Origin of the sequence: Bacillus sp. LNXM65, assembly GCF_002998575.1 — a bacterium.
Classification (GTDB): Bacteria; Bacillota; Bacilli; order Bacillales; family Bacillaceae; genus Bacillus.
This window is the reverse complement of sequence record NZ_PVRB01000001.1, coordinates 229,375-251,365: the sequence shown is the minus strand read 5'-3', so window position 1 is coordinate 251,365 and position 21,991 is coordinate 229,375. Positions and strand designations below refer to the sequence as shown.

The following is a 21,991-nucleotide window of genomic DNA, read 5'->3' as shown; positions in this document are numbered from 1 at the left end:
AAGGTGAGGTGAGCAAAATGGCAAAGATTATTCAGTTATCCGATGACCTATCCAATAAAATTGCTGCAGGTGAAGTAGTCGAGCGTCCGGCTTCTGTCGTAAAGGAGCTTATGGAAAATGCAATCGATGCAAGCAGTACAGTGATTGAAATCGATGTAGAAGAAGCAGGTCTTTCCTCTATTAGAATGATTGATAATGGTGTTGGAATCGATGCTGAAGATTGTAAGCTCGCCTTTCAGCGCCATGCAACGAGTAAAATCAAAGATGAAAATGATCTGTTCCGTGTCAGAACGCTCGGGTTCAGGGGAGAGGCGCTGCCAAGTATCGCATCTGTCTCTCATCTAGAAATGAAAACAAGTACTGGTGAAGGAGCTGGAACGCACCTGGTACTGCAAGGCGGAAAGATCATTTCAGAGAAAAAAACCTCTGGCCGCCGCGGTACCGAGATTGTCGTTACCAACTTATTTTACAATACGCCTGCCCGTTTAAAATACATGAAAACCGTTCATACGGAGCTTGGCAATATATCGGATGTCGTCAATCGAATTGCGCTGGCTCACCCAGAAGTATCGATTCGCTTGCGACATCAAGGGAAAGTCCTGCTTCAGACGAATGGAAACGGGGATGTGCGGCATGTGCTTGCGGCCATTTACGGGACAGCTGTTGCGAAAAAAATGGTGCCGCTTCACGTGCAATCACTTGATTTTGAAGTGAAAGGATATATCTCCTTGCCAGAAGTGACAAGGGCATCACGGAATTATATGTCTTCTGTTGTAAACGGCAGATATGTTAAGCATTTTCCGCTCGTGAAAGCGGTCCATGAAGGGTATCATACCCTGCTGCCGATTGGCCGCCATCCGATTACATTTATTGAGATGAAGATGGACCCCATTTTAGTGGATGTGAACGTTCACCCTTCGAAGCTTGAAGTGAGACTAAGTAAAGAGCAGGAACTTCATGAGCTAATCAAACAAGGAATTAAGGAAGTATTTCAAAAGCAGCAACTCATTCCAAGTGCTTCGCTGCCAAAGAAAGCACCAATGCCAGCTATCAAAAATGAGCAGCAATCCTTAACCTTTGATGCGAAAAAAATAAACACAAGCGTGTCGGAAACGCCGCTATCCTATCAGCCGGAGCCTCTCGAATCGGTTGTATACGAGACAAGTCAGACGGGTACATATGGGACGCCTGAGCAGGAAAAGACTGAGGCGTCATCACCCGTATTTTATGAAGATGCTCCATCTGAGCGTGTTCAGTTAGAGGAATCCGCCGCTTCACTAGAATATGAAGAGTCGGTACTGAGAGAAGATGTTGCAGAAACCATTTCAGAAAACGAACGTGTTCCAGTCATGTATCCCATCGGGCAAATGCACGGCACATATATTTTGGCTCAAAATGAACGAGGGCTTTATATTATCGATCAGCATGCGGCCCAGGAGCGAATCAAGTATGAGTATTATCGTGAGAAGGTAGGAGAGATCAAGCAGGAAGTGCAAGAAATGCTCGTCCCATTAACATTCCACTACTCGAAAAACGATATGCTGATTATTGAAGAGCATAAAGAGATACTAACGAAAGTGGGCGTCTTCTTAGAGCCTTTCGGTTCAGGAAGCTACATTGTTCGGTCGCATCCGCAGTGGTTTCCAAAAGGGGAAGAGGCTGAACTGATCGAAGAGATTATAGAGCAAGTGCTAAATGAGAAGCGTGTTGATATCAAAAAATTGAGAGAAGAAGCGGCGATCATGATGAGCTGTAAAGGTTCTATCAAAGCAAATCGCCATTTGCGTCATGATGAAATCAAAGCCTTATTAGATGAACTCCGGCAGACAAAGGACCCCTTCACTTGTCCGCACGGCCGGCCGATCATCATTCATCACTCGACATATGAAATGGAAAAAATGTTTAAACGGGTCATGTGATCAAATGAAAAAAAGACAAAGGGCTAAAATCATCTTGATTTTGGCCCTTTGTCTTCTTTTCAGCGTGATAGAAAACCTTTGCAGTCTAGGAAGGGCGAGCACCGGAACGGAGCGAATTGAACATTCGTGAGTAACGGAGCACAGACCTGACAAAGAATGCGAGGGTTTGTCTACACGCTGAAGCGCTCTTATTAGAGCGCTTTTTTATTTAGCATCCACAAGGATTTGGCGGTGTGACCACAACTGGTCGTGTTTGAATATCAAGGGTGTCCTCTGCATAAAATTTAGAACCAATGCTAAGCGCACGGTTTTCTGCGCGGAACGTATATGTACCTGCAGCAGGAAGTACTTTATGAGAAAGTTGTAATTTATATTGTGAGATTCCTAATAAATCGATTCTAGCTGGAATGCGGACAGTTTTTCCACTGTTCAAAATGTAGCTGTCTTTTAATGCTTTTCCATTGAAGATGTCTTTTGTTGTCGCTTGAAAGCCTGCAGGCAATGTGAACTCAATGGCACCGATACTTAAAATAGAATTTGGGCGGTATGTCAGCTCAATGTCAGAAAAAGACCATTCCTGCTTACTTGTACCTGTAATTTTTGCATAAAGTTCAGCTGGTCTTGCATTCGTTGATGCTTTGCCTTCCTCCGTTTTGACTCCTTCTGCGGATGCGGCAATCGGTACCGATAGTGCCATGACCAGTGTAAGCATTCCGATCATGATCATTGTCCATGTTTTTTTCATTTTTTCCTTCCCCCTTGTTGAATATAGGCAAATAATAGATGATTACACCCATTATTTACCTATAAGGTTACCATATTCCTATATGGTATTAAATGGTATATTGTACCCTTATTTTTTCACTTTGTTTAGTAATAACGGGGGAAAAACGCATTTGGTTGGTTCATTCCATAACCATGGCCTGTCATTTGCTGATTTGGCATCATCATATGCATATCTTGATATCCGTATGGATGATATGGCATCATTCCGTATCCACCATAGTGGCCAAGATGATGGTGATCTTTCATTGAAACATGTGAAAAGGCATCATGCTGATTTGGAAACGGCGAATAGGTTGAATGATGATGCGGATAGTGTCCGCTGTACATATCTTTTTTACCGGTATGATCATGCTTTGGCATATTCATAGGATCCTCCATGTTTGGCGCGACCACATGCTCATGATTGGCTGTATACACATTCTCAAATGTATGATAGGGGTTTTCTTGGTGATGATGATTCATTGGGCTATTCATATTGTTCATTTGATATCTCATCCTTTATGTCAGGTTGCCATATCCTATGAGCATTACTCGTTTCATGAGCCTATCCATATGAAAAAAACCGGCTTTTCAGCCGGGAAAACGAAAAGCAGGTGAAAGCGTCAATTGCTAATATGAGAAGCCATGTCTTCTTCTACGACGCTTCTTACAGCTGCTGCAGACACTTTTAGGACAGTAATAGGGATCGTAGCTTCTAGAAGTATCCCAGAAATCGCTCTCAAACCATTTATCTTTTTTATGATGAAACTTTTTTTCTTTACATGGATCCTCATGGCAATGATCGTCATGCTTTTTATAACAGTTTGAGTGGGAATGTTTGCACTTGCATTTGCACATTGTCATCCCTCCTAAATGTGACTCAATGCTAGTATATGCAAGAATAAGACAAGGGGACTGGATAATGGCGCTTTTTTTGTAAAAAAAGGCTTTTTCTGAAAAACTCAAATAAAAAGAATTGACTAGTGCTAAAATAACATGATAGAATATAAATTTTTATCCACCGATGAAATGTGTTATAATCATAATGTGAATACTTTCGGAGGTGGCGGATTTGTTTCAAATAGGTGATAAAATTGTTTATCCTATGCATGGTGCCGGTGTGATTGAAGGAATGGAAGAAAAAGAGATTTTAGGTAAGACGGAGGAATATTTTCTGATTCAAATGCCGAATATGCAGATGATGATCCCAAGAGGCAGAATCAATCAACTAGGTATACGTCCGGTAGCAGATCAAGCAACGCTGAAAGTTGTGATGAACAATTTTGCAGAAGAAACAAACGACGACACGCTTACTTGGAAGCAAAGATATGATGAAAATCTGAAAAAGCTAAAAACAGGTGCGATCGAAGATGGTGCAGACGTTGTCAAAGATCTGATGAGACGCAATCAGAAGAAAGCATTAAATTCAAGTGAAAAGAAGATGCTTGAAGATGCACGAGGCATGTTAGTGAGTGAGATTTCTCTTGCACAAGGACTGTCGCAAGATGAAGTCCTTTCAGCTTTAGAGAATGAACTAAGAGTTTAATGATGGATATACAGTAATTGGCTGTAAACAGAAGGGCATACCTTTTGTTTACGGCTTTTTTTGTTTGAAATCAGAAGAATATGTCCATTTTTGTAGGTGATTTTAACTAAAGCTAAAATAAGGTCATACGATGCAGTTTTTATTCAAGCAATGAATGATTCAAAGAAGTCAGAAATACCTAGGGCAGCATAAAAAAACAGGTAAGTTCTCCTGATTCGTTCAAATGAGCCGGACAACCTTTGAATTCGTTAGCCATTGATAGTAAAATAATGCGATAAGATGACACCTAAGAGAATGAAAAGGAGCGGTGAAATGAAAAGGCTACTGATATGTGGATTCATCTTTCTGATCCTGTGTGCTCTTTTAATGGTGAAATGCAGCCATTCTGTTCAAGAAAAAAAAGAGCAAAAACAATATCAAGAAGAGGTAGAAAAGTATCAAAAAGAGCGAAAAAAAGGGGATCAATATGAAAGCTTTAAACAGCTTATCCGACATGAAAGAGAAGGCTATGAAATAGAATTTCACGAAAAGGGTGGAAGTGATTTACTCGTCTTTTCTCCTCATGGAGGGGAAATTGAACCAGGAACAAGTGAAATTGTAGAAGCATTTCAAGAAAAGTACTCTACGTATTTGTTTGAAGGAACAAAACAAGACAATAATCGTGATTTGCATATTACAAGCACCAAGTTTGATGAACCGATATTGGTTCAAATGATTAAAACGTACCCCTTCTCCATTTCTATCCACGGCTATAAAAGTGATAAAAGACACACGCTAGTTGGCGGGACAAACGAAAAAATGCAAAGAGCAGTTGTACGAGAATTAAAGGATCGAGGATTTTCTGCAGAAATGGTGCAAGAAGGCGAACGGCTTTCAGGAACAGATCCCAAAAATATTAATAATCGAAATGCGAGTGGTGAAAGTGTTCAGCTAGAAATTAGTACGGCGCAGAGAGAAGCCTTTTTCGACAATTTTGATACGAGAAAAGGAAAGAAAAAAGCATTCAGACGTTATATCAGTGCTTTAAAAGAAGTATTAAGAGAATTTGACCCATCTTCGTAGAAAAACCGTTTTGATGGGCAAAAGTACTCTATTTAAACTTGGTAAAAAAGATAGAAATATGCGAAATGAACATAAATTATGTAATAACTTACAATTTGCCTTAAAAACATAAATTATGTAAAATAATAGTTATCAGTTTGATATGATAGAATGGGGCTGAAGTGGATGGCACACAAAATACCATCTTCCGAAGTAGGTGTAAAGATCAATCAATGGTACACGCATATTTGCAAATTTGAAGTCGAACAAGCAAACGATATGAAGCGCCTTGTTGAAGAAGAAATTCATGAGATGGAAGAGGATCAAGATTTACTTCTATATTATTCTCTAATGGATTTTCGCCATCAAATGATGCTTCAGCATTTAACGCCAGTCCATGCAGGGAGTGAAACGCTTCAAGCCGTGTCTTTTCCGAAAGAAATGGAAGATGGAGAAGATGAGATGACAGGCTTGCTCGGCTATTACTTTCATTTTTTCCATGGAATGTATGCGTTTATCCAGCGCCGGTATATCGAGGCTATTTCCTATTACAAGCATGCGGAACATCAACTGATCTTAGTGACAGATGAGATTGAAAAAGCGGAATTTTACTATAAAATCGCAGAAGTATACTATCATATGAAACAAACTTATTTCTCCATGCATTATGCTAAAAAGGCGAGAGACATTTATAAGAAACATCAGCTTTATGGAAAAAGAAGCATTCAATGTGATTTTGTCATGGCAGGTAATTGGATTGATGTGAGTCAGCACCAAAAAGCGCTTCCTTATTTAGAAAAAGCGTTAAAGGTCTGTGAAGCGATGGAACGGCAAGAATGCACATCTTATTTTAAAGCGATGGCTCTTAATAACTTAGGTGCTTGTCATTATAGTATGGGAACGTATCATACAGCGACTGTCTTTTTTGAACAAGCCATTTCCCTTTATCAAAAAGATCAAGCATCCACGATGATCAAATCATTATTCTCACTTGCCCTTACTTGTTTTAAACTCGGAGATATCCAGCGGGCTGGCGAGGCTATACGTAAAGGAATGAAAGAGGCTTGTTTATTGGAAGATGAAATTTATCAGTTGAAATTCCAATTTTTGCAGGCGCTTTATATAGAAAAAGACAGCTGTGAGCAATTAAGGTCGGCCCTTTTTGGTCTGCGAAGCAAAAAAATGTTTGCTGATTTAGAGGAATTAGCACTTGATGCGGCTAATTATTATAAGGAACGCGACATGTACAAGGAATCTTCCACTTTTTTTGAGATTGTGATCGAAGCGCGTACGCACATTCAAAAAGGAGATGAGATGTATGAGAACGAAGCATAACATGTCAGCTGCTCAAGTAGATGAAAGACTTCACACGTAATAACAGACAAACAACACCCTTTACGAATCAACGTAAAGGGCTTTTTTAATTTATTCTTTGATGGCTTTTTCTGCGTCAATGGCACCTGCTCCGTAAATCATCGGGTCATCTCCAGACCACTTGCTTGTATTTTCTTTTAACAGGGTTTTGACATCATCGGGCGTTAAATCTGGTGAATGCTCTAATAGAAGAGCGCAAATACCAGCACAAATCGGTGTTGCCATAGATGTGCCAGATAACGCCGTGTAATCGTCATCGACTCTGCATGATTTATCGAGTTTATCTAGAAAGGACCTTGGTGATCTGAGAGAGACGATGTTCACTCCTGGTGCAAGGATATCAGGCTTTGTTTCACCATAAACAGTAGGACCTCTGCTCGAAAATGGCGCCACGATATCATCGTTTGATTCTGGTGTATTCCGGTCATCAAAAGCGCCAACCGTAATAACTTTTTGACTGACGGCAGGGCTCGCAATCGTTTGGCTGTTAGGACCAGAGTTTCCGGCAGCGACGCAAACAACAATGCCTTGATCCCAAGCAGCATTGACAGCGCGCACCATCGGATCGTCTTGTTCGTCATCATAACGCTGGGCATCTCCGCCTAGTGACATACTCATAATATGAATCGGATCATCAGGGTGATCTTCATTGAACTGGATGCACCATTCAACCCCTTCTATAATAGTAGAAAGTGATCCAGCTCCTTGTTTATTTAACACTTTCACGCCAATTAAATGAGCTTTTGGAGCAGGTCCTTTGTACAAGCCATCTGAGGCTGCTCCGTCTCCAGCTACATCTCCAGCGCAGTGAGTGCCATGCCCGTTATCATCATAAGGCTTTGTTTTTTGCTTGACTAAATCCACAAAATCGCGAATTCTTCCTTCTAGATCTTCATGCGGATAAATCCCTGTGTCAATGACAGCGACCGTAATACCTTCCCCTGTTAAGGTTGTACCGTTTCGGATGACTTCATCAGCATGACTTGCTTGTGTGGCCACATCCAGAAGTGCATGAACTTTCCGGTCTAAATAAATTTTACGAATATGCTCACTATTCGCTAACAGCTCCTCTAAAGCATCCGGTGTTAGGTCAGCAGCGCAGCAGTCGATATGTGAAAAGTGCCGTTTAATTTTTGTTTTTCTATTTTTTTTCATGAACTGTTTTGCGCTTTGAATACCTGCTTCGACCGCACCTTCCTTAAATTCAATGATCACACGAAGCTTCTTTCTCTTCTTTAATCTTCCTTCCAAGAAACGATGAAGAAAGCATGGCGTCCATTTAAAAGGTTTATAAAGGTGAAGGACGGTTTCTCTTAAAGGCTGATCCAGTTTACTAGCATGTGTTCTGACCATTTGCACCATAGAAAATCCAAACATGTAATGCCCTCCATTCTAGCTATCCATTCTTGTACACTATTACGTTATGAGAATGAGAGCTGCTTGGTTCGGATTCATGCCCCTCCTTTTCTTCATATTGGCGGCTGACTGATTTCTCTTTAAAAAGAAAAGCGCTTACATTTTGTAAAATAATAGAAAAAGGTGAAAAACATGTAGAATCTGCCGATGATAGGTGGGAGAGTTCTTCAAAGAGAACCGGTGAAACAATCGATTTTGCAGAAAAAAAGGGGGGGATAAACAGGGTCAATGCTCATACAAATGTGGCTTGTCACAGAGGAAAAAAATCAAATCCATATAAATACAAGCCGAATTAAAGAAAACAGACTGGATAGAACTAGGCCATTTTAAACATAACTTCATTTGTCTGTCATACTATTCTAACTCTGTTTTCAAAGAGGAGAGGCGTTTCTGTGTATATAAATGCAATTATCTTATTTTTGAGGAATCTCATGATCTAGAGTGTTATGATCAAATTTGAAGAGAAAAAGTGGAAAAAATGAAAAGAAATGATGATTCAATATAAATCATAGAAACGGCTTAGAAATCTGTTAAAGGAGAACGGGAATGAAGAAGTTTTTTGCTTTGCTTCTCCTGCTTGCGATCGGATGGGGCGTTTATTATACAATGCAAGCACAGGAACATGATGAGCCAGTGTCATCAGGTGGGGAAGACGAAAGCGGTTCAAATGATATTTATCGCAATTTTAAAGAACTGGAAGAAAACGAATCAACAAGCAGCTATCAGATTACAGCCAACCCAGTGCCTGGAAGCCGTCTTCTAGTGATGTCACCCCATGGCGGGAGGATTGAAGGCGGCGTGAGCGAGATCGTCCATTTTTTCGATAATGATTTCTCTACGTATTTGTTTGAAGGCTTAAGAGAGAATGCGTCAGAACTTCATATTACAAGCACAAACTTTGATGAGCCAGTCGGCGTCGCGCAGGCAAAAGCACACGATTATATCTTAGCAGTTCATGGATACAAAGGTGAGGAAGGAATTGACCATACTCTCGTTGGCGGAACAGATTACGACCGTGCAGAAAAAATTGTGAACTCATTAGAGCGGAACGGATTTTCTGCTGAACTGGCTGTCGCACACGCAACCCTGAGCGGAACAAGCAATCATAATATTAATAATCTTACAAAAACAGGGCAAAGTGTACAGCTAGAGATTAGTAGAAGTCAGCGTGAAGCTTTATTTGACAGTTTTGACTTTCGGCGGCGGTCGAGTACAAAAAACGAGACGTTCTACCGGTATGTCAGGGCGATTCGGACAGTGCTGGATGAGGAATATACATAAAGATGGTGCACATGTTAAGACAAGCAGCGTGAATTCTTGTTACACTATAAAAAGTATAACAAAAGGAGAGACGAATATGGCGCGTCATCATTTTCATCTTCAGGCGAGCTGGCCTGGTCTGCGTAACGATGTGGGTACAATCTCATGTGCACAGTTAAAAACGAAGATTTCAATTCCAAAAGAAATGGACGGTCCCGGCATTGGAACAAATCCAGATGAGATGCTCTTAGGTGCAGCGGCTACGTGTTATATTATTACACTTGCCGCTATGATGGAGCGGAGCCAATTAGAGAAAGAGGATCTAACGATGAGTTCTGAGGCTGTCGTAGATGTGACCAATGGTGTGTTTACATATGAAAAAATCATTCACCGGCCTGTCATCATCCTCAAACAATCCGCTTCCCCGCAAGATATTGAGCTGGCCCGCAAGCTCGCGCATAAAGCCGAAAGCTCATGTATGATCTCAAGAGCTGTTCAAGGAAATGTGGCCATTTCCTTAGAAGAAACCATTCAAGTTGGTGGGTAAAAACAAAAAAGTCATTTTCTCTTATTAAATGGAGAAAATGACTTTTTTTATGACGTCCATTCGGTTTGATCGATTTGTTCTTTGTTTTCTTCCTTTTGTTTTTTGGACAGGTTCAAGACAATCACGCCGCATATCACAAGTGCAAGGCCGATGAAGCCTTTTATGTGAATGGTTTCGTTAAACAGCACGAGTCCGATAAGAGCAGTGAGTGCTGTTCCAACGCCAGACCATGTCGCATAAGCAGACGAAAGGTCAATGGTTTTAAGTGCCAAACTGAGGAAGGTAAAGGCGCAGCCAAATCCGATCAGGACCCCAATACTCGGCAGCAGTTGCGAAAAACCTTGTGAAAGCTTCAGCATCGTACTGCCAAAAACCTCCGTCAAAATGGCTCCTGTTAAATAGAGCATTCCTTTCATGATCTCTCACATCCTTTATGACATATTTAAAAGTACGACTCCTGAGACAAGCATCGCCATCCCAATGACTGCTCTTTGGTTCAAGGTTTCTTTGAAAAAAAGCACGCCAAAAATAGCCGTGAGGACTGTACCAACCCCAGACCATGTTGCGTAAGACATGCTAAGCGGAATGATGTTAAGTGTCAATGACAGCATATAAAAGGCAAGTGTATAGCCAGCAACAACGACAGCGCTAGGCTTAAAGCGCGTAAAGCCATTTGAGAGTTTTAACATCACGGCACCAATGGCTTCTGAAAAAATGGCCACAGCTAGAAAAAGATATCCGAGGATCATCATCATCCCTCCTCTAATAGGTGTAAAATCCGATGAAGTAAAAGGGTTTTTTCCTCTCGGTTCAGCGGTTCAAGCTGAAACATTTCTGAAAACCATATCCCATCACATGCAAGACGGATCAGCTGACTCAATGCAGGGTCATTTATTTCCTCAGCTGCTTTCACTTTGAACTCCGCATAAAAATCACGCCAAGGGTTCAATAACGCTTCATCAAATGACATGGTAGCCATCATACTTGTACATAGCTGGGTCGTATTTTGATGATCAAGATCATGTAATGTGGCCAATATATATGCACGTACATAAGGCGCTTTTTCGTGTTTGTAAGTTTCTTGATACGTTTCGAGCTGCTGACGAAAGCAAAGAATCGCGTGCTCATTCATTTTTTGGATGAGCTCTTCCTTGCTTGCAAAATGATAAAGCAGGCCGGCTTTGGTCATATGTGCATGCTCTGCCACTTGCTGAAGGGTAAGCTGGCTTAATCCTTCTTCTAAAATCGTGCGGGCAGCTGCATCAAAGATTTGCTCTTTTTTGGTTTTAGACATAAAAAAAACACCTACTTTACTGAACGGTCGGTAAAGTAAATGTTAACCCATCAAAAACGAGTGTGTCAATCGATTCATTTGATTTCGTTAAATCGTCATATTTAATAATAAGGGTATGGTCCATATGGCGGGTACGGAGGCGGATAAGGGTACCCATATCCATATCCTGGCGCAAGCAGAGACCCAGCAAGCAGACCTCCAGCAAAACCACCTAAAAATGGAGGTCCGAAGAATCCGGGTCTACCATAACCGAATCCAGGTCTCCCAAACCCAAAACCCGGGCGTCCAAAGCCAAAACCAAAAGGTCTTCTCATGTCTTCTTGCATAAATGGCTGTGCGTCAAAATAATTCATAAAAAAAGGCTCCTCTCACATAAAATCACTGTAACTGACATCAGTGTATTCGAATGGCCTATATGTGTTTGGGTGAATGCCTAATATAAGGAGGAATGTTAAAAATGGGCCTGTATCCATCTGATTGGGCAAAATGCCCGCCGCATGCTCATGCCTATAAAGCACGAACGGATGTAACAGAGGAGCATTATCATTTAATAGAAGGCATTTCTCAGCCTGTCAATGGAAGCAATACAGATCAGCATACACATTTTTATCGCGGGATCACCTCTTTTGAGAGGGGGCATTTCCACAGATACTACGGCATCACAGGGCCTGCGATACCGAGAGTGGATGGTACGCACTATCACGAGATTGAGGAAGTCACGTTTTCTGCCTATAACGATTCTGTCCCTATTCCGTATGGAGGAGTCGTCTATAGTCCGGACGAAGAGCGGCCAACGCATACGCACCGTTTAAAAGGAAAAACATACGAAGTGGTCGGAAATGAACCACTCGGCTGGTGATAGGCCGTATATAGGAGAGAATGAGAAGTTATGCTATACTGTAGGCAGTTTGTAAAAGAGAGTGATGTTATGAAAAAAACGAAACAACCAGTGATTGTATTAGTAGGACCGACGGCTGTCGGCAAAACAAAACTGAGCATTCATATAGCCAAAGCATTTAATGGAGAAATTATCAGCGGTGATTCTATGCAGATTTATAAAGGAATGGACATTGGAACAGCTAAAATCACCCCTGAAGAAATGGATGGTGTCCCGCATCACTTAATTGATATTAAAGAGCCGGAAGAATCCTTTTCTACAGCTGAATTTCAGCAGCTGGTCCGTTTGAAAATCAAAGAGATTGCCGCTAGAGGGAAAACACCCATGATTGTCGGCGGAACAGGTTTGTATATCCAATCTGTTTTATATGATTATACATTTACCGACGAGAAAAGTGATCCTGCTTTTAGAGAAGAAATAGCGCTGTTTGAACAGCGGCATGGCCCCCTTCAGCTGCACGAAAAGCTAAAGGCAGTAGACCCTGATGCTGCAAAATCCATTCATCCGAATAATGTCCGCCGCGTGATCCGGGCGCTGGAAGTGATCCATACAACAGGTCAGAAAATGTCGGAGATGCAAAACGGTCATCAAGAAGTTCCTCTTTATGATACAGCCTTCATTGGGCTGAAAATGGATCGAGAGCTTTTGTACGAGCGCATTCACCAAAGAATTGATATGATGATAGATGAAGGCTTAATTGAGGAAGTGAGCGCACTTTATCAATCTGGCTTGAAGGATTGTCAATCGGTTCAAGCGATTGGTTATAAAGAGCTGTATGCGTATTTTAAAGGTGACTGCTCACTTGATGAAGCCACCCGGCAATTAAAACAAAATTCCCGCAGATATGCGAAGCGTCAGTTCACGTGGTTTCGTAATAAAATGGATGTCACTTGGTTCGACATGACACCGCCTTGCCACTTTTCAGACAAAAAAGAGGAAATTTTCGCATATATAGCAGGAAAGCTTGAACTTAAAGCGAAACTGTAGTTATCAGAATCAAGGAGGACGAAACATGAAACCGATTAATATTCAGGACCAATTTTTGAATCAAATCCGTAAAGACAATACCTTTGTCACAGTATTCTTACTGAATGGCTTTCAGCTTCGCGGTCAAGTGAAAGGGTTTGACAATTTCACGGTGCTGCTTGAAACAGAAGGGAAGCAGCAGCTTATTTATAAACACGCCATTTCTACATTTGCACCTCAAAAGAATGTAAATCTAGAATTAGAATAGGATATGTTCGACCTAATAGCCCCATGCATCTGCGAATAAACCGGCCGGAACCCGCTACGTTTTTTGTCAGTGCAGAGGGGCTATTTTGCATGCCGTGAAACTTTTCTGTCTATTTTACGTATAATCCCTTATTGGATATGAAGAAAGGTGAGGGAAGCGATATGGAAAATGCAGAGCTTGAATTAAGAAGGATTAGAGTGATCCTTCTATTGATTGGGATTGTTGTCTTATTTGGATCGTGCGCCATTTCAAACATTGAATCGAGACAGGAAAGCTCGCATAACTATGCTAATCAAGATGATAATGGACATATAGAAGGCCTTTTACAATCAGCTGTTGCACTAAAAAATAATCACTTTGCTGTTGTGAAAGATGATGAAGTACATGTGTACCGGTTTGATGAAAAAGAGGGAGAACTGACCCTCGTTAAAACGAAGTACATAGATGAATGGGACGAGGAATATGATGATGATTCTGTTGAAGAGTAAGCACGTAAATTTACAAATGAATGTGAAGTCGCTACACTATAATCATGCATCAGACATCTAGACAGAAAAGGATGAGTTCATGACACACAAAATTAAAATTAATCACTGGGAACAAACTTGTGAAGACGACTCCTGTTTCGAATATGGAACAAGCGTTTCTGTAAATGGGAAAGAATTAGTCAGAGAAGCTTCAATCGTCTCTGCGCTTGAAGCGGTGCTAAAAGAATTAGGTGTTGAAGTGGAAATTACAGAAGTGTCAGAAGATTTACAGTGCGACGCCTACAAAAAATAAAACAAAAAGTCTAGTCTACTAAGCGATTTTTTTTCGTGTTATGATAGATTTCGGTTTCAGTTGAATAGGGAGTAGAGCAGTCTATTTTTAGATCCTGTTCTGCTCTATTTATTTGAACGTACGAGTTCGGCTATGAATGTTCGGCCGGGTTGGTTGATTTTTTTCGTTTCGAACATCTATATGTTGTGTTTTGAAAAAACATAGTATACTATATATAGTGAATAACGAAATGATCAACAATACTAAAAACTAGGTCGTGATGGAATTGATTCAAATCGTATTTGATTCAAAAACGGGAAATGTTCAACGCTTTTTGGACAAGACCCCTTTTACAGACAAACGAAAATTGACTGGAGAAGAGTTTTTGGATACGCCGTTTATTCTCGTCACCTTTACGACAGGATTTGGACAAGTCCCTAGTACCACTCAGTCCTTTTTAGAGAAAAATGCTCACCTTTTACTAGGTGTAGCGGTGAGTGGAAACAAAGTGTGGGGAGATAATTTTGCCAAAAGCGCCGATACGATTTCTAAACAATATCAAGTTCCTATTTTGCACACCTTTGAACTAAGCGGAACAAAAAGGGATGTTGAATTGTTTACACAGGAGGTAGAAAGAATTGTCACAAAATCAGGTTCCAAAGTGGATACAATTAAATAACGAGATTATGATTCAAAAAGAAGGAAAGTTTCAGTTTGATAAGGACAAAGAAGCTGTACATAGTTATTTCGTAGATTATATTAATCAAAACACGGTCTTCTTTCACAACTTAGAAGAGAAGATTGATTACTTAATAGAAAACGACTACTATGAGGAAGAATTTTTAAGACAATACAGCATGGCAGATATTAAAGAAGTATTCGAAGCTGCATATGCGAAGAAATTTAGATTCCCATCATTCATGAGTGCGTTTAAGTTTTACAACGACTATGCACTGAAAACAAATGATAAAAAGAAAATCCTTGAACGCTATGAAGACCGCATTTCAGTTGTAGCGCTTTTCTTTGCGGGCGGAGATAAAGAAAAAGCACTTGAGTTTGTAGAACTGATGATCAATCAGGAGTACCAGCCAAGTACACCAACATTCTTAAACGCTGGACGTAAAAGACGCGGTGAGCTTGTGAGCTGTTTCTTGCTTGAAGTGAATGACTCATTAAACGATATTTCAAGAGCGATTGATATTTCAATGCAGCTTTCAAAACTAGGCGGCGGCGTCAGTTTGAACCTGTCAAAACTTCGTGCAAAAGGCGAAGCAATCAAAGATGTTGAAAACGCGACAAAAGGTGTCGTCGGCGTGATGAAGCTTCTTGATAATGCATTCAGATATGCAGATCAAATGGGACAAAGACAAGGATCAGGCAGTGCCTACCTCAATATTTTCCACAGAGATATCAATGATTTCTTAGATACAAAAAAAATCTCTGCTGATGAAGATGTTCGTGTGAAAACATTGTCCATCGGTGTTGTCATCCCGGACAAATTTATCGAGCTGGCAAGAGAAGATAAAACAGCTTACACCTTCTATCCACACACAGTCTATAAAGAATATGGACAGCATCTTGATGAGATGGACATGGAAGAAATGTATGATGAGCTTGTAGAAAACCCGGAAATCAAAAAAGAAAAAGTCAATCCGAGAAAGCTTCTTGAAAAATTGGCTGTTCTTCGCTCAGAATCAGGCTATCCATATATCATGTTCCAAGATAATGTGAATAGAGAGCATGCATTAAACCATATTTCACGAGTGAAATTCTCAAACCTTTGCTCAGAAGTGCTTCAGGCTTCAGAGGTCTCTTCTTACACGGACTATGACCAAGAAGATGAAATTGGTCTTGATATTTCTTGTAATCTTGGTTCATTAAATATCATGAATGTCATGAAAAACAAATCGATCGAAAAAACGGTCAAACTTGCAACAGACTCACTAACACTTGTGTCTGAAACAACAGACATTCGCAATGCACCGGCTGTTCGAAAAGCGAACAAGGCGATGAAATCAATCGGACTTGGCGCGATGAACCTTCACGGGTATTTGGCTCAAAACCAAATTGCCTATGAAAGTGAAGAAGCAAGAGATTTCGCGAATACTTTCTTTATGATGGTGAACTATTATTCAATTAAACGCTCAAGTGAGCTTGCAAAAGAAAAAGGAGAAACATTCCATCGTTATGAAGGCTCTGGCTATGCAACGGGTGAGTACTTCAATAAATACGTGGAGAATGATTTCACACCAAAAACAGAAAAAGCAGCAGCACTATTTGAAGGCATGCACATTCCAACAAAAGAAGACTGGGCAGCACTCAAAGACTTTGTAGCGGAAAATGGCATGTACCATAGCTACCGCTTATGTATTGCACCAACAGGTTCCATTTCTTATGTGCAATCGGCCACAGCCTCTGTTATGCCAATTATGGAACGTATCGAAGAAAGAACATACGGCAACAGCAAAACCTATTACCCAATGCCAGGTCTTTCAGCGCAGAACTGGTTCTTCTATAAAGAAGCGTACGATATGGACATGTTTAAAGTGGTCGATATGATCGCAACGATTCAGCAGCACGTCGATCAAGGAATCAGCTTTACACTATTCCTGAAAGATACGATGACAACGCGTGACTTAAACCGTATCGATCTGTATGCACACCATAAAGGCATTAAGACACTTTATTATGCAAGAACGAAGGATACAGGGCAGGAAGGCTGTCTTTCTTGTGTTGTTTGATTAAAGGAGAGTTTAACGTGACAAAAATTTATGATGCAGCCAACTGGTCAAAACACGAAGACGATTTTACACAAATGTTTTACAACCAAAATGTGAAGCAGTTCTGGCTTCCTGAAGAGATTTCCTTAAACGGGGATCTCTTAACATGGAAATATTTAGGTGAAAAAGAGCGAGATACGTACATGAAGGTACTTGCTGGCCTGACTTTACTTGATACAGAACAAGGAAATACAGGGATGCCGATTGTGGCTGAACATGTAGAAGGCCATCAGCGTAAAGCGGTATTAAACTTTATGGCGATGATGGAAAATGCGGTACACGCGAAATCATACTCAAATATCTTCATGACACTCGCACCAACTGAAACGATCAGTGAAGTGTTTGAATGGGTCAAGAAAAATAAATTCTTGCAAAAGAAAGCAGATATGATTGTCAGTTTATACCGTTCGATTCAAAAGGACGATCCGATTTCCCTCTTTAAAGCAATGGTTGCTTCTGTTTATTTAGAAAGCTTCCTATTTTACAGTGGTTTTTACTACCCGCTTTATTTCTATGGACAAGGAAAGCTCATGCAAAGTGGTGAAATCATCAACTTGATTTTGCGTGATGAAGCGATTCATGGTGTATACGTTGGATTATTAGCACAAGAAATTTACAACAAACAAACACCTGACGTGCAAAAAGAGCTATACGATTTCTCAATTGACCTCTTGAACGAGCTTTATGAAAATGAACTTCATTACACGGAAGATATATATGACCAAGTCAATTTATCGCATGATGTGAAAAAGTTCATTCGTTACAATGCCAATAAAGCGTTAATGAACCTTGGATTTGCCCCTTACTTTGAAGAAGAAGAGATCAATCCAATTGTATTGAACGGACTCAATACAAAAACAAAATCGCATGACTTCTTCTCAATGAAAGGGAACGGCTACAAAAAAGCGACGGTTGAGCCGTTAAAAGATGACGACTTCTTCTTTGGAGATGAATCATAAGTAAGGCGTAAAAGTCAAAACGCATCACTCGTTTTGGCTTTTTGCCATTTCATACAATGCGTTACATACTGGAGGTTACCGAACATGGGAAAAATGGATGAAATCATACTAGTTGCACCGCGCGCACGCGTGTTCCAAAACGAAACGCTTGCGTTTAATGGTGTGAATAGTGAAGAGAAAACAATCAACACCATTATGAAAGAAATCGAAGAGCACTTCAAGCAGATGCGCAGAGGCGATGCGGAAGAAAATCCTGACTTCAAGCAGCCGATTCCTTATGTCGTGATTAAGCGTGAGGACGAAGTGTATGTATATGAAAGGCTTCAAGGCGGGGGAGAGACTCGATTGCATCATAAGTTATCTCTTGGCTTTGGTGGTCACATGAATTTTATCGAAGGAAAAAACTTTGCTGAAATTCTAAAAGAAAATACGGATCGTGAACTAGACGAGGAACTTTCTATTCAAGAAGAAGACAAACTTGAGGTGAAAACCCTTGGATTAATTAATGATGATGACAACAGTGTCGGCCGTGTGCACATTGGCCTGTTATCAGCGCTTGAACTATCTCCAGGTGCTCATGTGGAAGTAAAAGAAACAGATCAAATCTCAGGAAAATGGATGAAAGCATCCGATTTGAAAAAGCCTGAATACTTCGATCGACTTGAAACATGGTCTCAATTTGTCGTGAACATTTTAGCATAAATGAATCAATAACAAACCGGCTCAGCAGCAGACTTGAGCCGGTTTGTTTCGTTATAACAGCTTCAGCTTATTGGAAAACGAATGCGTCGTGACCGGCCTGCTTTAATCTTGCGACGAGCTCATCCGCATTTTGCTTTGTGCGGAAAGCCCCAGCTTGCACTCGGAACATACCGCCTTCTAATACAACGAAGGCGTCAAAGCCTTTGGATTTAAGTGTGGCTGCTAATTCATCTGCATTGGCTTTCACCTTGAAAGCCCCAGCCTGTACTTTATAAAGATTACCTGCTTTTTTTTTCAGCTGAAAGGCTTTCTCTAATCCAGTGGCATGAGCGCGAGCGATGCCTTGAAGGAAGGTCGCGTTGCGGAGCTTATTGGCATCAGCTGTCGTATCGATGAAACCATTCTCTGTTAAAATAGCGGGCATAGAAGTTTCTCGAAGAACGTGGAAGTTCGCTGTTTTCTTGCCGCGGTTGGCAAAATCCACCGAGCGAACAATTTCATCATGAAGGGCATTGCGATACGTGGTGGTCGGTGCTGAAACGCCAGGATACACAAAGCTTTCAAAACCTGTGCCCCCGCCTGCATTAACATGAATAGACACGAAATAGTCAGCTCCCCAGCTGTTTGCCGCATTTGTACGCTGGGACAAAGTGACGGATTGGTCAATTGAACGACTTAAGCGGACGGAAACCCCATCATATTCACTAATCATGATATCTCTCAGTAAAAGCGCGATTTGAAGTGTGATGTTTTTCTCCAAAAGTCCATTAGCAGCAGCTCCAGAATCTGTTCCTCCGTGGCCAGGATCAATAAAAATCTTCACCATCTATTCATCACCTCGTCTTTATTTTATGAGAAAATAGAAGAATTGCCTGTACAAAATGCGGAAATCATTGAGACTCTTTTCTGCATAATTTGTGATGAGAAAGCTACATTTTTCTAAGAAAAAGCAAATTGTTGGTTTGTCCGCCTAAATTGGATGAATACAATGGAAATAGCACATCATTTCCTGGGAAACCGCAGAAATCCCTACAATATCCGGTATCTCGGGTCATTTTGACAGCAAACTTGGGCTTAAGCGGGCGATTGTCACGATTACAGCTCCACCCGAATAGAATAAAGAGAGAAGAGCGAGAGGTGAATACGTTGGAGCGAGCTGTCACATATAAAAACAACGGCCAAATCAATATTATACTTAACGGACAAAAGCAAGTATTGGTTGATGCAGATTCAGAGGCAGAATACCTAGAAGCCTTGCAGAAAAATGAGGCAAAACACAGCATCTTACGGGAAATAGAGCGTGAAATGAACAGCCTTGTCGGTATGGATGAAATGAAACGAAACATAAAAGAGATTTATGCTTGGATTTTTGTCAATCAAAAAAGGCAGGAACAAGGGTTGAAAGTAGGGAAACAAGCGCTTCATATGATGTTCAAAGGGAATCCAGGCACAGGGAAAACAACGGTTGCAAGGCTTGTCGGGAAGCTTTTCTTTGAAATGAATGTCCTCTCAAAGGGGCACTTAATTGAAGCGGAACGCGGAGATCTTGTCGGAGAGTACATTGGTCATACTGCGCAAAAAACAAGGGAGTTAATTAAAAAATCACTAGGTGGCATTTTGTTCATTGACGAAGCCTATTCTCTTGCCCGCGGAGGAGAAAAGGATTTTGGGAAAGAAGCGATTGATACCCTAGTAAAACATATGGAGGACAAACAGCACGAATTCATTCTCATTCTTGCTGGCTACTCCAAGGAAATGGATCATTTTCTATCATTAAACCCCGGCCTGCAATCAAGATTTCCAATCAATATCAGCTTTCCTGATTATACTGTCGATCAGCTCATGGACATTGCCAAACGAATGATGGCTGACAGAGAATATATATTTACGCAAGAAGCTGAATGGAAGCTGCGAGATTATTTAATGCACATTAAAAGCACCACAAGCCCTGCAAAATTCAGTAACGGCCGGTTTGTGCGAAACACGATTGAAAAGGCCATTCGAACCCAAGCGATGAGACTTCTGCTTGTGGATCATTATGATAAAAAAGATTTGCTCACCATTAAAAGTCACGATCTGCAAATGAAAGAGGATACGCCTACTTAAAATGGCGTATCCTTTTTATAAAGAGATACTAAAATAAACCATCCGAATAGTGGTATACGTGTGATGTGTTTGGTATGATGGTACTACTGAAAACTTAAGTACAGAAAGGAAACAACTGACGTTGAATGAACATGAAATGACAGAAAAAGCGATCCTTGTCGGCTGTCAATTGCCGCATGTCACGGATGAACGCTTTCAATACTCAATGGAAGAATTAGCTTCCTTAACCAAAACAGCTGGCGGTGAAGCTGTCAGCGTGATGACGCAAAAGAGAAATAGACAAGACAGCGCAACATATATCGGTAAAGGCAAAGTAGAAGAGCTTGAAGTGCTTTGCGAGGAATTCGAATGTGATGTCATTATTTTTAATGACGAACTGTCTCCAAGTCAGCTAAAAGCTTTGGCAACTGCCTTAGATGTGAAAATTATTGATCGTACACAATTGATTTTAGACATCTTTGCAAAAAGGGCTCGTACAAGAGAGGGGAAGCTGCAAATAGAGCTTGCCCAGCTTCAGTATGCCTTGCCAAGACTAAGTGGACAAGGGATTAGCCTCTCAAGACAAGGAGGCGGAATTGGCGCAAGAGGTCCAGGTGAAACAAAACTTGAAACAGATAGACGCCATATTCGAAACCGCATTCACGAAATTAACGGGCAATTATCTACAGTCAAAGAACACCGTACAAGATACCGGGAACGCCGGAAGAAAAATGGGGTGTTCCAAATTGCCATTGTCGGATATACGAATGCCGGAAAATCTACTTTGTTTAATCAATTAACAGAAGCAGATAGTCATGAAGAGGATCTGCTGTTTGCGACGCTTGATCCAATGACACGTAAGATGACATTAGCATCTGGCTACAGTGTGCTGATTTCAGATACTGTTGGCTTTATCCAAGACCTTCCAACAACACTGATTGCGGCATTTCGTTCCACTCTTGAAGAAGTGAAGGAAGCTGATTATTTGCTTCACGTCATCGATTCTTCTAATGAGGATTACGAAGGTCACGAACGGACGGTTCATGAGCTATTAGAAGAACTAGACGCAGACCGTATTCCGATGCTGACGGTTTATAACAAAGAAGATCAAATCAGACCAGATTTCATCCCATCTTCAAAGCATCGTCATCTGTTAATCAGTGCGAGACGCGAAGAAGATGTGAAACGGTTAAAAGCGGATATCATGGCTGAACTGAAAAAAACCTTTTTAAAGCCATATCATGTGAAGATTCCAGCTTATGAAGGAAAGCTCATCTCCGCATTAAAATCAGAAACCCTCGTGGAATCACTAGAATTTCAAAAAGAAGCAGAACTTTATGACATCACCGGGTTTAGTGGTGAGGAGCAGACCATATTAGGTCAAATCAAGAAGTATATGTTGTAAGAAAGGA

The 21,991-nt window shown here is 40.9% G+C and carries 25 protein-coding genes; 17 read left to right on the top strand and 8 right to left on the bottom strand.

Annotated elements, in window-relative coordinates:
- The first annotated feature begins 17 nt into the window (after window positions 1-17).
- Window positions 18-1,919: a DNA mismatch repair endonuclease MutL gene (gene mutL / locus C6Y03_RS01255; protein ID WP_066030881.1), complete on the top strand. Its 1,902-nt coding sequence runs from the start codon at window positions 18-20 to the stop codon at window positions 1,917-1,919.
- Window positions 1,920-2,127: 208 nt separating this feature from the next.
- Here the strand turns inward: mutL and bslA are convergent, their stop codons facing one another.
- Both bslA and C6Y03_RS01240 read right to left on the bottom strand, forming a co-directional pair.
- Window positions 2,128-2,664 (bottom strand): biofilm surface layer hydrophobin BslA, encoded by a 537-nt coding sequence (gene bslA / locus C6Y03_RS01245; RefSeq protein WP_060596340.1) that lies wholly within the window; start codon window positions 2,662-2,664, stop codon window positions 2,128-2,130.
- A 125-nt stretch (window positions 2,665-2,789) separates the two neighbouring features.
- Window positions 2,790-3,188, bottom strand: a complete 399-nt coding sequence (locus C6Y03_RS01240; protein ID WP_060596342.1) for a hypothetical protein — start codon at window positions 3,186-3,188, stop codon at window positions 2,790-2,792.
- A 568-nt stretch (window positions 3,189-3,756) separates the two neighbouring features.
- On the opposite strand from C6Y03_RS01240, the gene C6Y03_RS01230 reads away from it, so the two are divergent.
- From C6Y03_RS01230 to C6Y03_RS01220, 3 genes are all read left to right on the top strand, one after another.
- Window positions 3,757-4,230, top strand: a complete 474-nt coding sequence (locus C6Y03_RS01230) for a CarD family transcriptional regulator (protein WP_034662177.1) — start codon at window positions 3,757-3,759, stop codon at window positions 4,228-4,230.
- A gap of 312 nt (window positions 4,231-4,542) precedes the next feature.
- Complete coding sequence (locus tag C6Y03_RS01225) at window positions 4,543-5,292, top strand: poly-gamma-glutamate hydrolase family protein (RefSeq protein WP_034662173.1); 750 nt, start codon at window positions 4,543-4,545, stop codon at window positions 5,290-5,292.
- A gap of 165 nt (window positions 5,293-5,457) precedes the next feature.
- Complete coding sequence (locus tag C6Y03_RS01220) at window positions 5,458-6,606, top strand: Rap family tetratricopeptide repeat protein (protein ID WP_034666524.1); 1,149 nt, start codon at window positions 5,458-5,460, stop codon at window positions 6,604-6,606.
- 90 nt (window positions 6,607-6,696) lie between these two features.
- Here the strand turns inward: C6Y03_RS01220 and C6Y03_RS01215 are convergent, their stop codons facing one another.
- Entirely contained in the window at window positions 6,697-8,022 is a 1,326-nt protein-coding gene (locus C6Y03_RS01215) for a S8 family peptidase (RefSeq protein ID WP_106038719.1), read from the bottom strand.
- A 585-nt stretch (window positions 8,023-8,607) separates the two neighbouring features.
- On the opposite strand from C6Y03_RS01215, the gene C6Y03_RS01210 reads away from it, so the two are divergent.
- On the top strand, window positions 8,608-9,342 hold the full coding sequence (locus C6Y03_RS01210) for a poly-gamma-glutamate hydrolase family protein (protein WP_034662166.1): 735 nt from the start codon (window positions 8,608-8,610) through the stop codon (window positions 9,340-9,342).
- Window positions 9,343-9,418: 76 nt separating this feature from the next.
- Window positions 9,419-9,868, top strand: a complete 450-nt coding sequence (locus C6Y03_RS01205) for an OsmC family protein (protein ID WP_106030914.1) — start codon at window positions 9,419-9,421, stop codon at window positions 9,866-9,868.
- 47 nt (window positions 9,869-9,915) lie between these two features.
- On the opposite strand, the gene erbB is transcribed toward C6Y03_RS01205, so the two are convergent.
- The 4 genes from erbB to C6Y03_RS01185 form a co-directional block, all read right to left on the bottom strand.
- Complete coding sequence (erbB, locus tag C6Y03_RS01200; protein WP_034662159.1) at window positions 9,916-10,284, bottom strand: SMR family multidrug efflux transporter EbrB; 369 nt, start codon at window positions 10,282-10,284, stop codon at window positions 9,916-9,918.
- 15 nt (window positions 10,285-10,299) lie between these two features.
- Window positions 10,300-10,617: an SMR family multidrug efflux transporter EbrA gene (gene erbA / locus C6Y03_RS01195; RefSeq protein WP_106030915.1), complete on the bottom strand. Its 318-nt coding sequence runs from the start codon at window positions 10,615-10,617 to the stop codon at window positions 10,300-10,302.
- Between the two features lie 2 nt (window positions 10,618-10,619).
- Window positions 10,620-11,162 (bottom strand): TetR/AcrR family transcriptional regulator, encoded by a 543-nt coding sequence (locus C6Y03_RS01190; RefSeq protein ID WP_106030916.1) that lies wholly within the window; start codon window positions 11,160-11,162, stop codon window positions 10,620-10,622.
- Between the two features lie 101 nt (window positions 11,163-11,263).
- Window positions 11,264-11,515, bottom strand: a complete 252-nt coding sequence (locus C6Y03_RS01185) for a spore coat protein (protein ID WP_106030917.1) — start codon at window positions 11,513-11,515, stop codon at window positions 11,264-11,266.
- Between the two features lie 104 nt (window positions 11,516-11,619).
- Between C6Y03_RS01185 and C6Y03_RS01180 the strand changes: the two genes are divergently transcribed.
- From C6Y03_RS01180 to C6Y03_RS01140, 9 genes are all read left to right on the top strand, one after another.
- Window positions 11,620-12,021 (top strand): YmaF family protein, encoded by a 402-nt coding sequence (locus C6Y03_RS01180; protein WP_060596355.1) that lies wholly within the window; start codon window positions 11,620-11,622, stop codon window positions 12,019-12,021.
- Between the two features lie 69 nt (window positions 12,022-12,090).
- The gene (miaA, locus tag C6Y03_RS01175; RefSeq protein WP_106030918.1) at window positions 12,091-13,047 is read left to right on the top strand and encodes a tRNA (adenosine(37)-N6)-dimethylallyltransferase MiaA; all 957 of its coding nucleotides are present in this window, start codon (window positions 12,091-12,093) and stop codon (window positions 13,045-13,047) included.
- Between the two features lie 25 nt (window positions 13,048-13,072).
- Window positions 13,073-13,294, top strand: coding sequence for an RNA chaperone Hfq (hfq, locus tag C6Y03_RS01170; RefSeq protein ID WP_003211269.1), 222 nt, complete (start codon window positions 13,073-13,075; stop codon window positions 13,292-13,294).
- A gap of 161 nt (window positions 13,295-13,455) precedes the next feature.
- Entirely contained in the window at window positions 13,456-13,782 is a 327-nt protein-coding gene (locus C6Y03_RS01165; RefSeq protein ID WP_106030919.1) for a YmzC family protein, read from the top strand.
- Window positions 13,783-13,861: 79 nt separating this feature from the next.
- Entirely contained in the window at window positions 13,862-14,074 is a 213-nt protein-coding gene (locus C6Y03_RS01160) for a hypothetical protein (RefSeq protein WP_003212415.1), read from the top strand.
- Between the two features lie 265 nt (window positions 14,075-14,339).
- A complete protein-coding gene (gene nrdI, locus C6Y03_RS01155; RefSeq protein ID WP_008360380.1) occupies window positions 14,340-14,732 on the top strand; it encodes a class Ib ribonucleoside-diphosphate reductase assembly flavoprotein NrdI in 393 nt (130 codons plus the stop codon).
- Window positions 14,692-16,794, top strand: coding sequence for a class 1b ribonucleoside-diphosphate reductase subunit alpha (gene nrdE / locus C6Y03_RS01150; protein WP_066030874.1), 2,103 nt, complete (start codon window positions 14,692-14,694; stop codon window positions 16,792-16,794). Before nrdI ends, nrdE begins: the two co-directional genes overlap by 41 nt.
- Before the next feature lie 17 nt (window positions 16,795-16,811).
- Complete coding sequence (gene nrdF, locus C6Y03_RS01145; RefSeq protein ID WP_003212452.1) at window positions 16,812-17,792, top strand: class 1b ribonucleoside-diphosphate reductase subunit beta; 981 nt, start codon at window positions 16,812-16,814, stop codon at window positions 17,790-17,792.
- Between the two features lie 84 nt (window positions 17,793-17,876).
- Window positions 17,877-18,494, top strand: a complete 618-nt coding sequence (locus tag C6Y03_RS01140; RefSeq protein WP_106030920.1) for a hypothetical protein — start codon at window positions 17,877-17,879, stop codon at window positions 18,492-18,494.
- Window positions 18,495-18,561: 67 nt separating this feature from the next.
- Here the strand turns inward: C6Y03_RS01140 and C6Y03_RS01135 are convergent, their stop codons facing one another.
- Window positions 18,562-19,320 (bottom strand): N-acetylmuramoyl-L-alanine amidase, encoded by a 759-nt coding sequence (locus C6Y03_RS01135; RefSeq protein ID WP_106030921.1) that lies wholly within the window; start codon window positions 19,318-19,320, stop codon window positions 18,562-18,564.
- Between the two features lie 320 nt (window positions 19,321-19,640).
- Between C6Y03_RS01135 and spoVK the strand changes: the two genes are divergently transcribed.
- Together spoVK and hflX are read left to right on the top strand one after the other, a co-directional pair.
- Entirely contained in the window at window positions 19,641-20,600 is a 960-nt protein-coding gene (gene spoVK, locus C6Y03_RS01130; protein WP_034662129.1) for a stage V sporulation protein K, read from the top strand.
- A 121-nt stretch (window positions 20,601-20,721) separates the two neighbouring features.
- On the top strand, window positions 20,722-21,984 hold the full coding sequence (gene hflX, locus C6Y03_RS01125) for a GTPase HflX (RefSeq protein WP_060596368.1): 1,263 nt from the start codon (window positions 20,722-20,724) through the stop codon (window positions 21,982-21,984).
- The last annotated feature ends 7 nt before the right edge of the window (window positions 21,985-21,991 follow it).

Coding starts and splice junctions, on each gene's coding strand:
- C6Y03_RS01220 (WP_034666524.1), top strand. CDS start 5,458: ATGGCACACAAAATACCATCTTCCGAAGTAGGTGTAAAGATCAATCAA.
- C6Y03_RS01210 (WP_034662166.1), top strand. CDS start 8,608: ATGAAGAAGTTTTTTGCTTTGCTTCTCCTGCTTGCGATCGGATGGGGC.
- hfq (WP_003211269.1), top strand. CDS start 13,073: ATGAAACCGATTAATATTCAGGACCAATTTTTGAATCAAATCCGTAAA.
- C6Y03_RS01215 (WP_106038719.1), bottom strand. CDS start 8,022: ATGTTTGGATTTTCTATGGTGCAAATGGTCAGAACACATGCTAGTAAA.
- erbB (WP_034662159.1), bottom strand. CDS start 10,284: ATGAAAGGAATGCTCTATTTAACAGGAGCCATTTTGACGGAGGTTTTT.
- erbA (WP_106030915.1), bottom strand. CDS start 10,617: ATGATCCTCGGATATCTTTTTCTAGCTGTGGCCATTTTTTCAGAAGCC.
- C6Y03_RS01205 (WP_106030914.1), top strand. CDS start 9,419: ATGGCGCGTCATCATTTTCATCTTCAGGCGAGCTGGCCTGGTCTGCGT.
- C6Y03_RS01190 (WP_106030916.1), bottom strand. CDS start 11,162: ATGTCTAAAACCAAAAAAGAGCAAATCTTTGATGCAGCTGCCCGCACG.
- C6Y03_RS01180 (WP_060596355.1), top strand. CDS start 11,620: ATGGGCCTGTATCCATCTGATTGGGCAAAATGCCCGCCGCATGCTCAT.
- bslA (WP_060596340.1), bottom strand. CDS start 2,664: ATGAAAAAAACATGGACAATGATCATGATCGGAATGCTTACACTGGTC.
- C6Y03_RS01140 (WP_106030920.1), top strand. CDS start 17,877: ATGGGAAAAATGGATGAAATCATACTAGTTGCACCGCGCGCACGCGTG.
- miaA (WP_106030918.1), top strand. CDS start 12,091: ATGAAAAAAACGAAACAACCAGTGATTGTATTAGTAGGACCGACGGCT.
- mutL (WP_066030881.1), top strand. CDS start 18: ATGGCAAAGATTATTCAGTTATCCGATGACCTATCCAATAAAATTGCT.
- C6Y03_RS01160 (WP_003212415.1), top strand. CDS start 13,862: ATGACACACAAAATTAAAATTAATCACTGGGAACAAACTTGTGAAGAC.
- C6Y03_RS01185 (WP_106030917.1), bottom strand. CDS start 11,515: ATGAATTATTTTGACGCACAGCCATTTATGCAAGAAGACATGAGAAGA.
- C6Y03_RS01135 (WP_106030921.1), bottom strand. CDS start 19,320: ATGGTGAAGATTTTTATTGATCCTGGCCACGGAGGAACAGATTCTGGA.
- C6Y03_RS01240 (WP_060596342.1), bottom strand. CDS start 3,188: ATGAACAATATGAATAGCCCAATGAATCATCATCACCAAGAAAACCCC.
- C6Y03_RS01225 (WP_034662173.1), top strand. CDS start 4,543: ATGAAAAGGCTACTGATATGTGGATTCATCTTTCTGATCCTGTGTGCT.
- C6Y03_RS01165 (WP_106030919.1), top strand. CDS start 13,456: ATGGAAAATGCAGAGCTTGAATTAAGAAGGATTAGAGTGATCCTTCTA.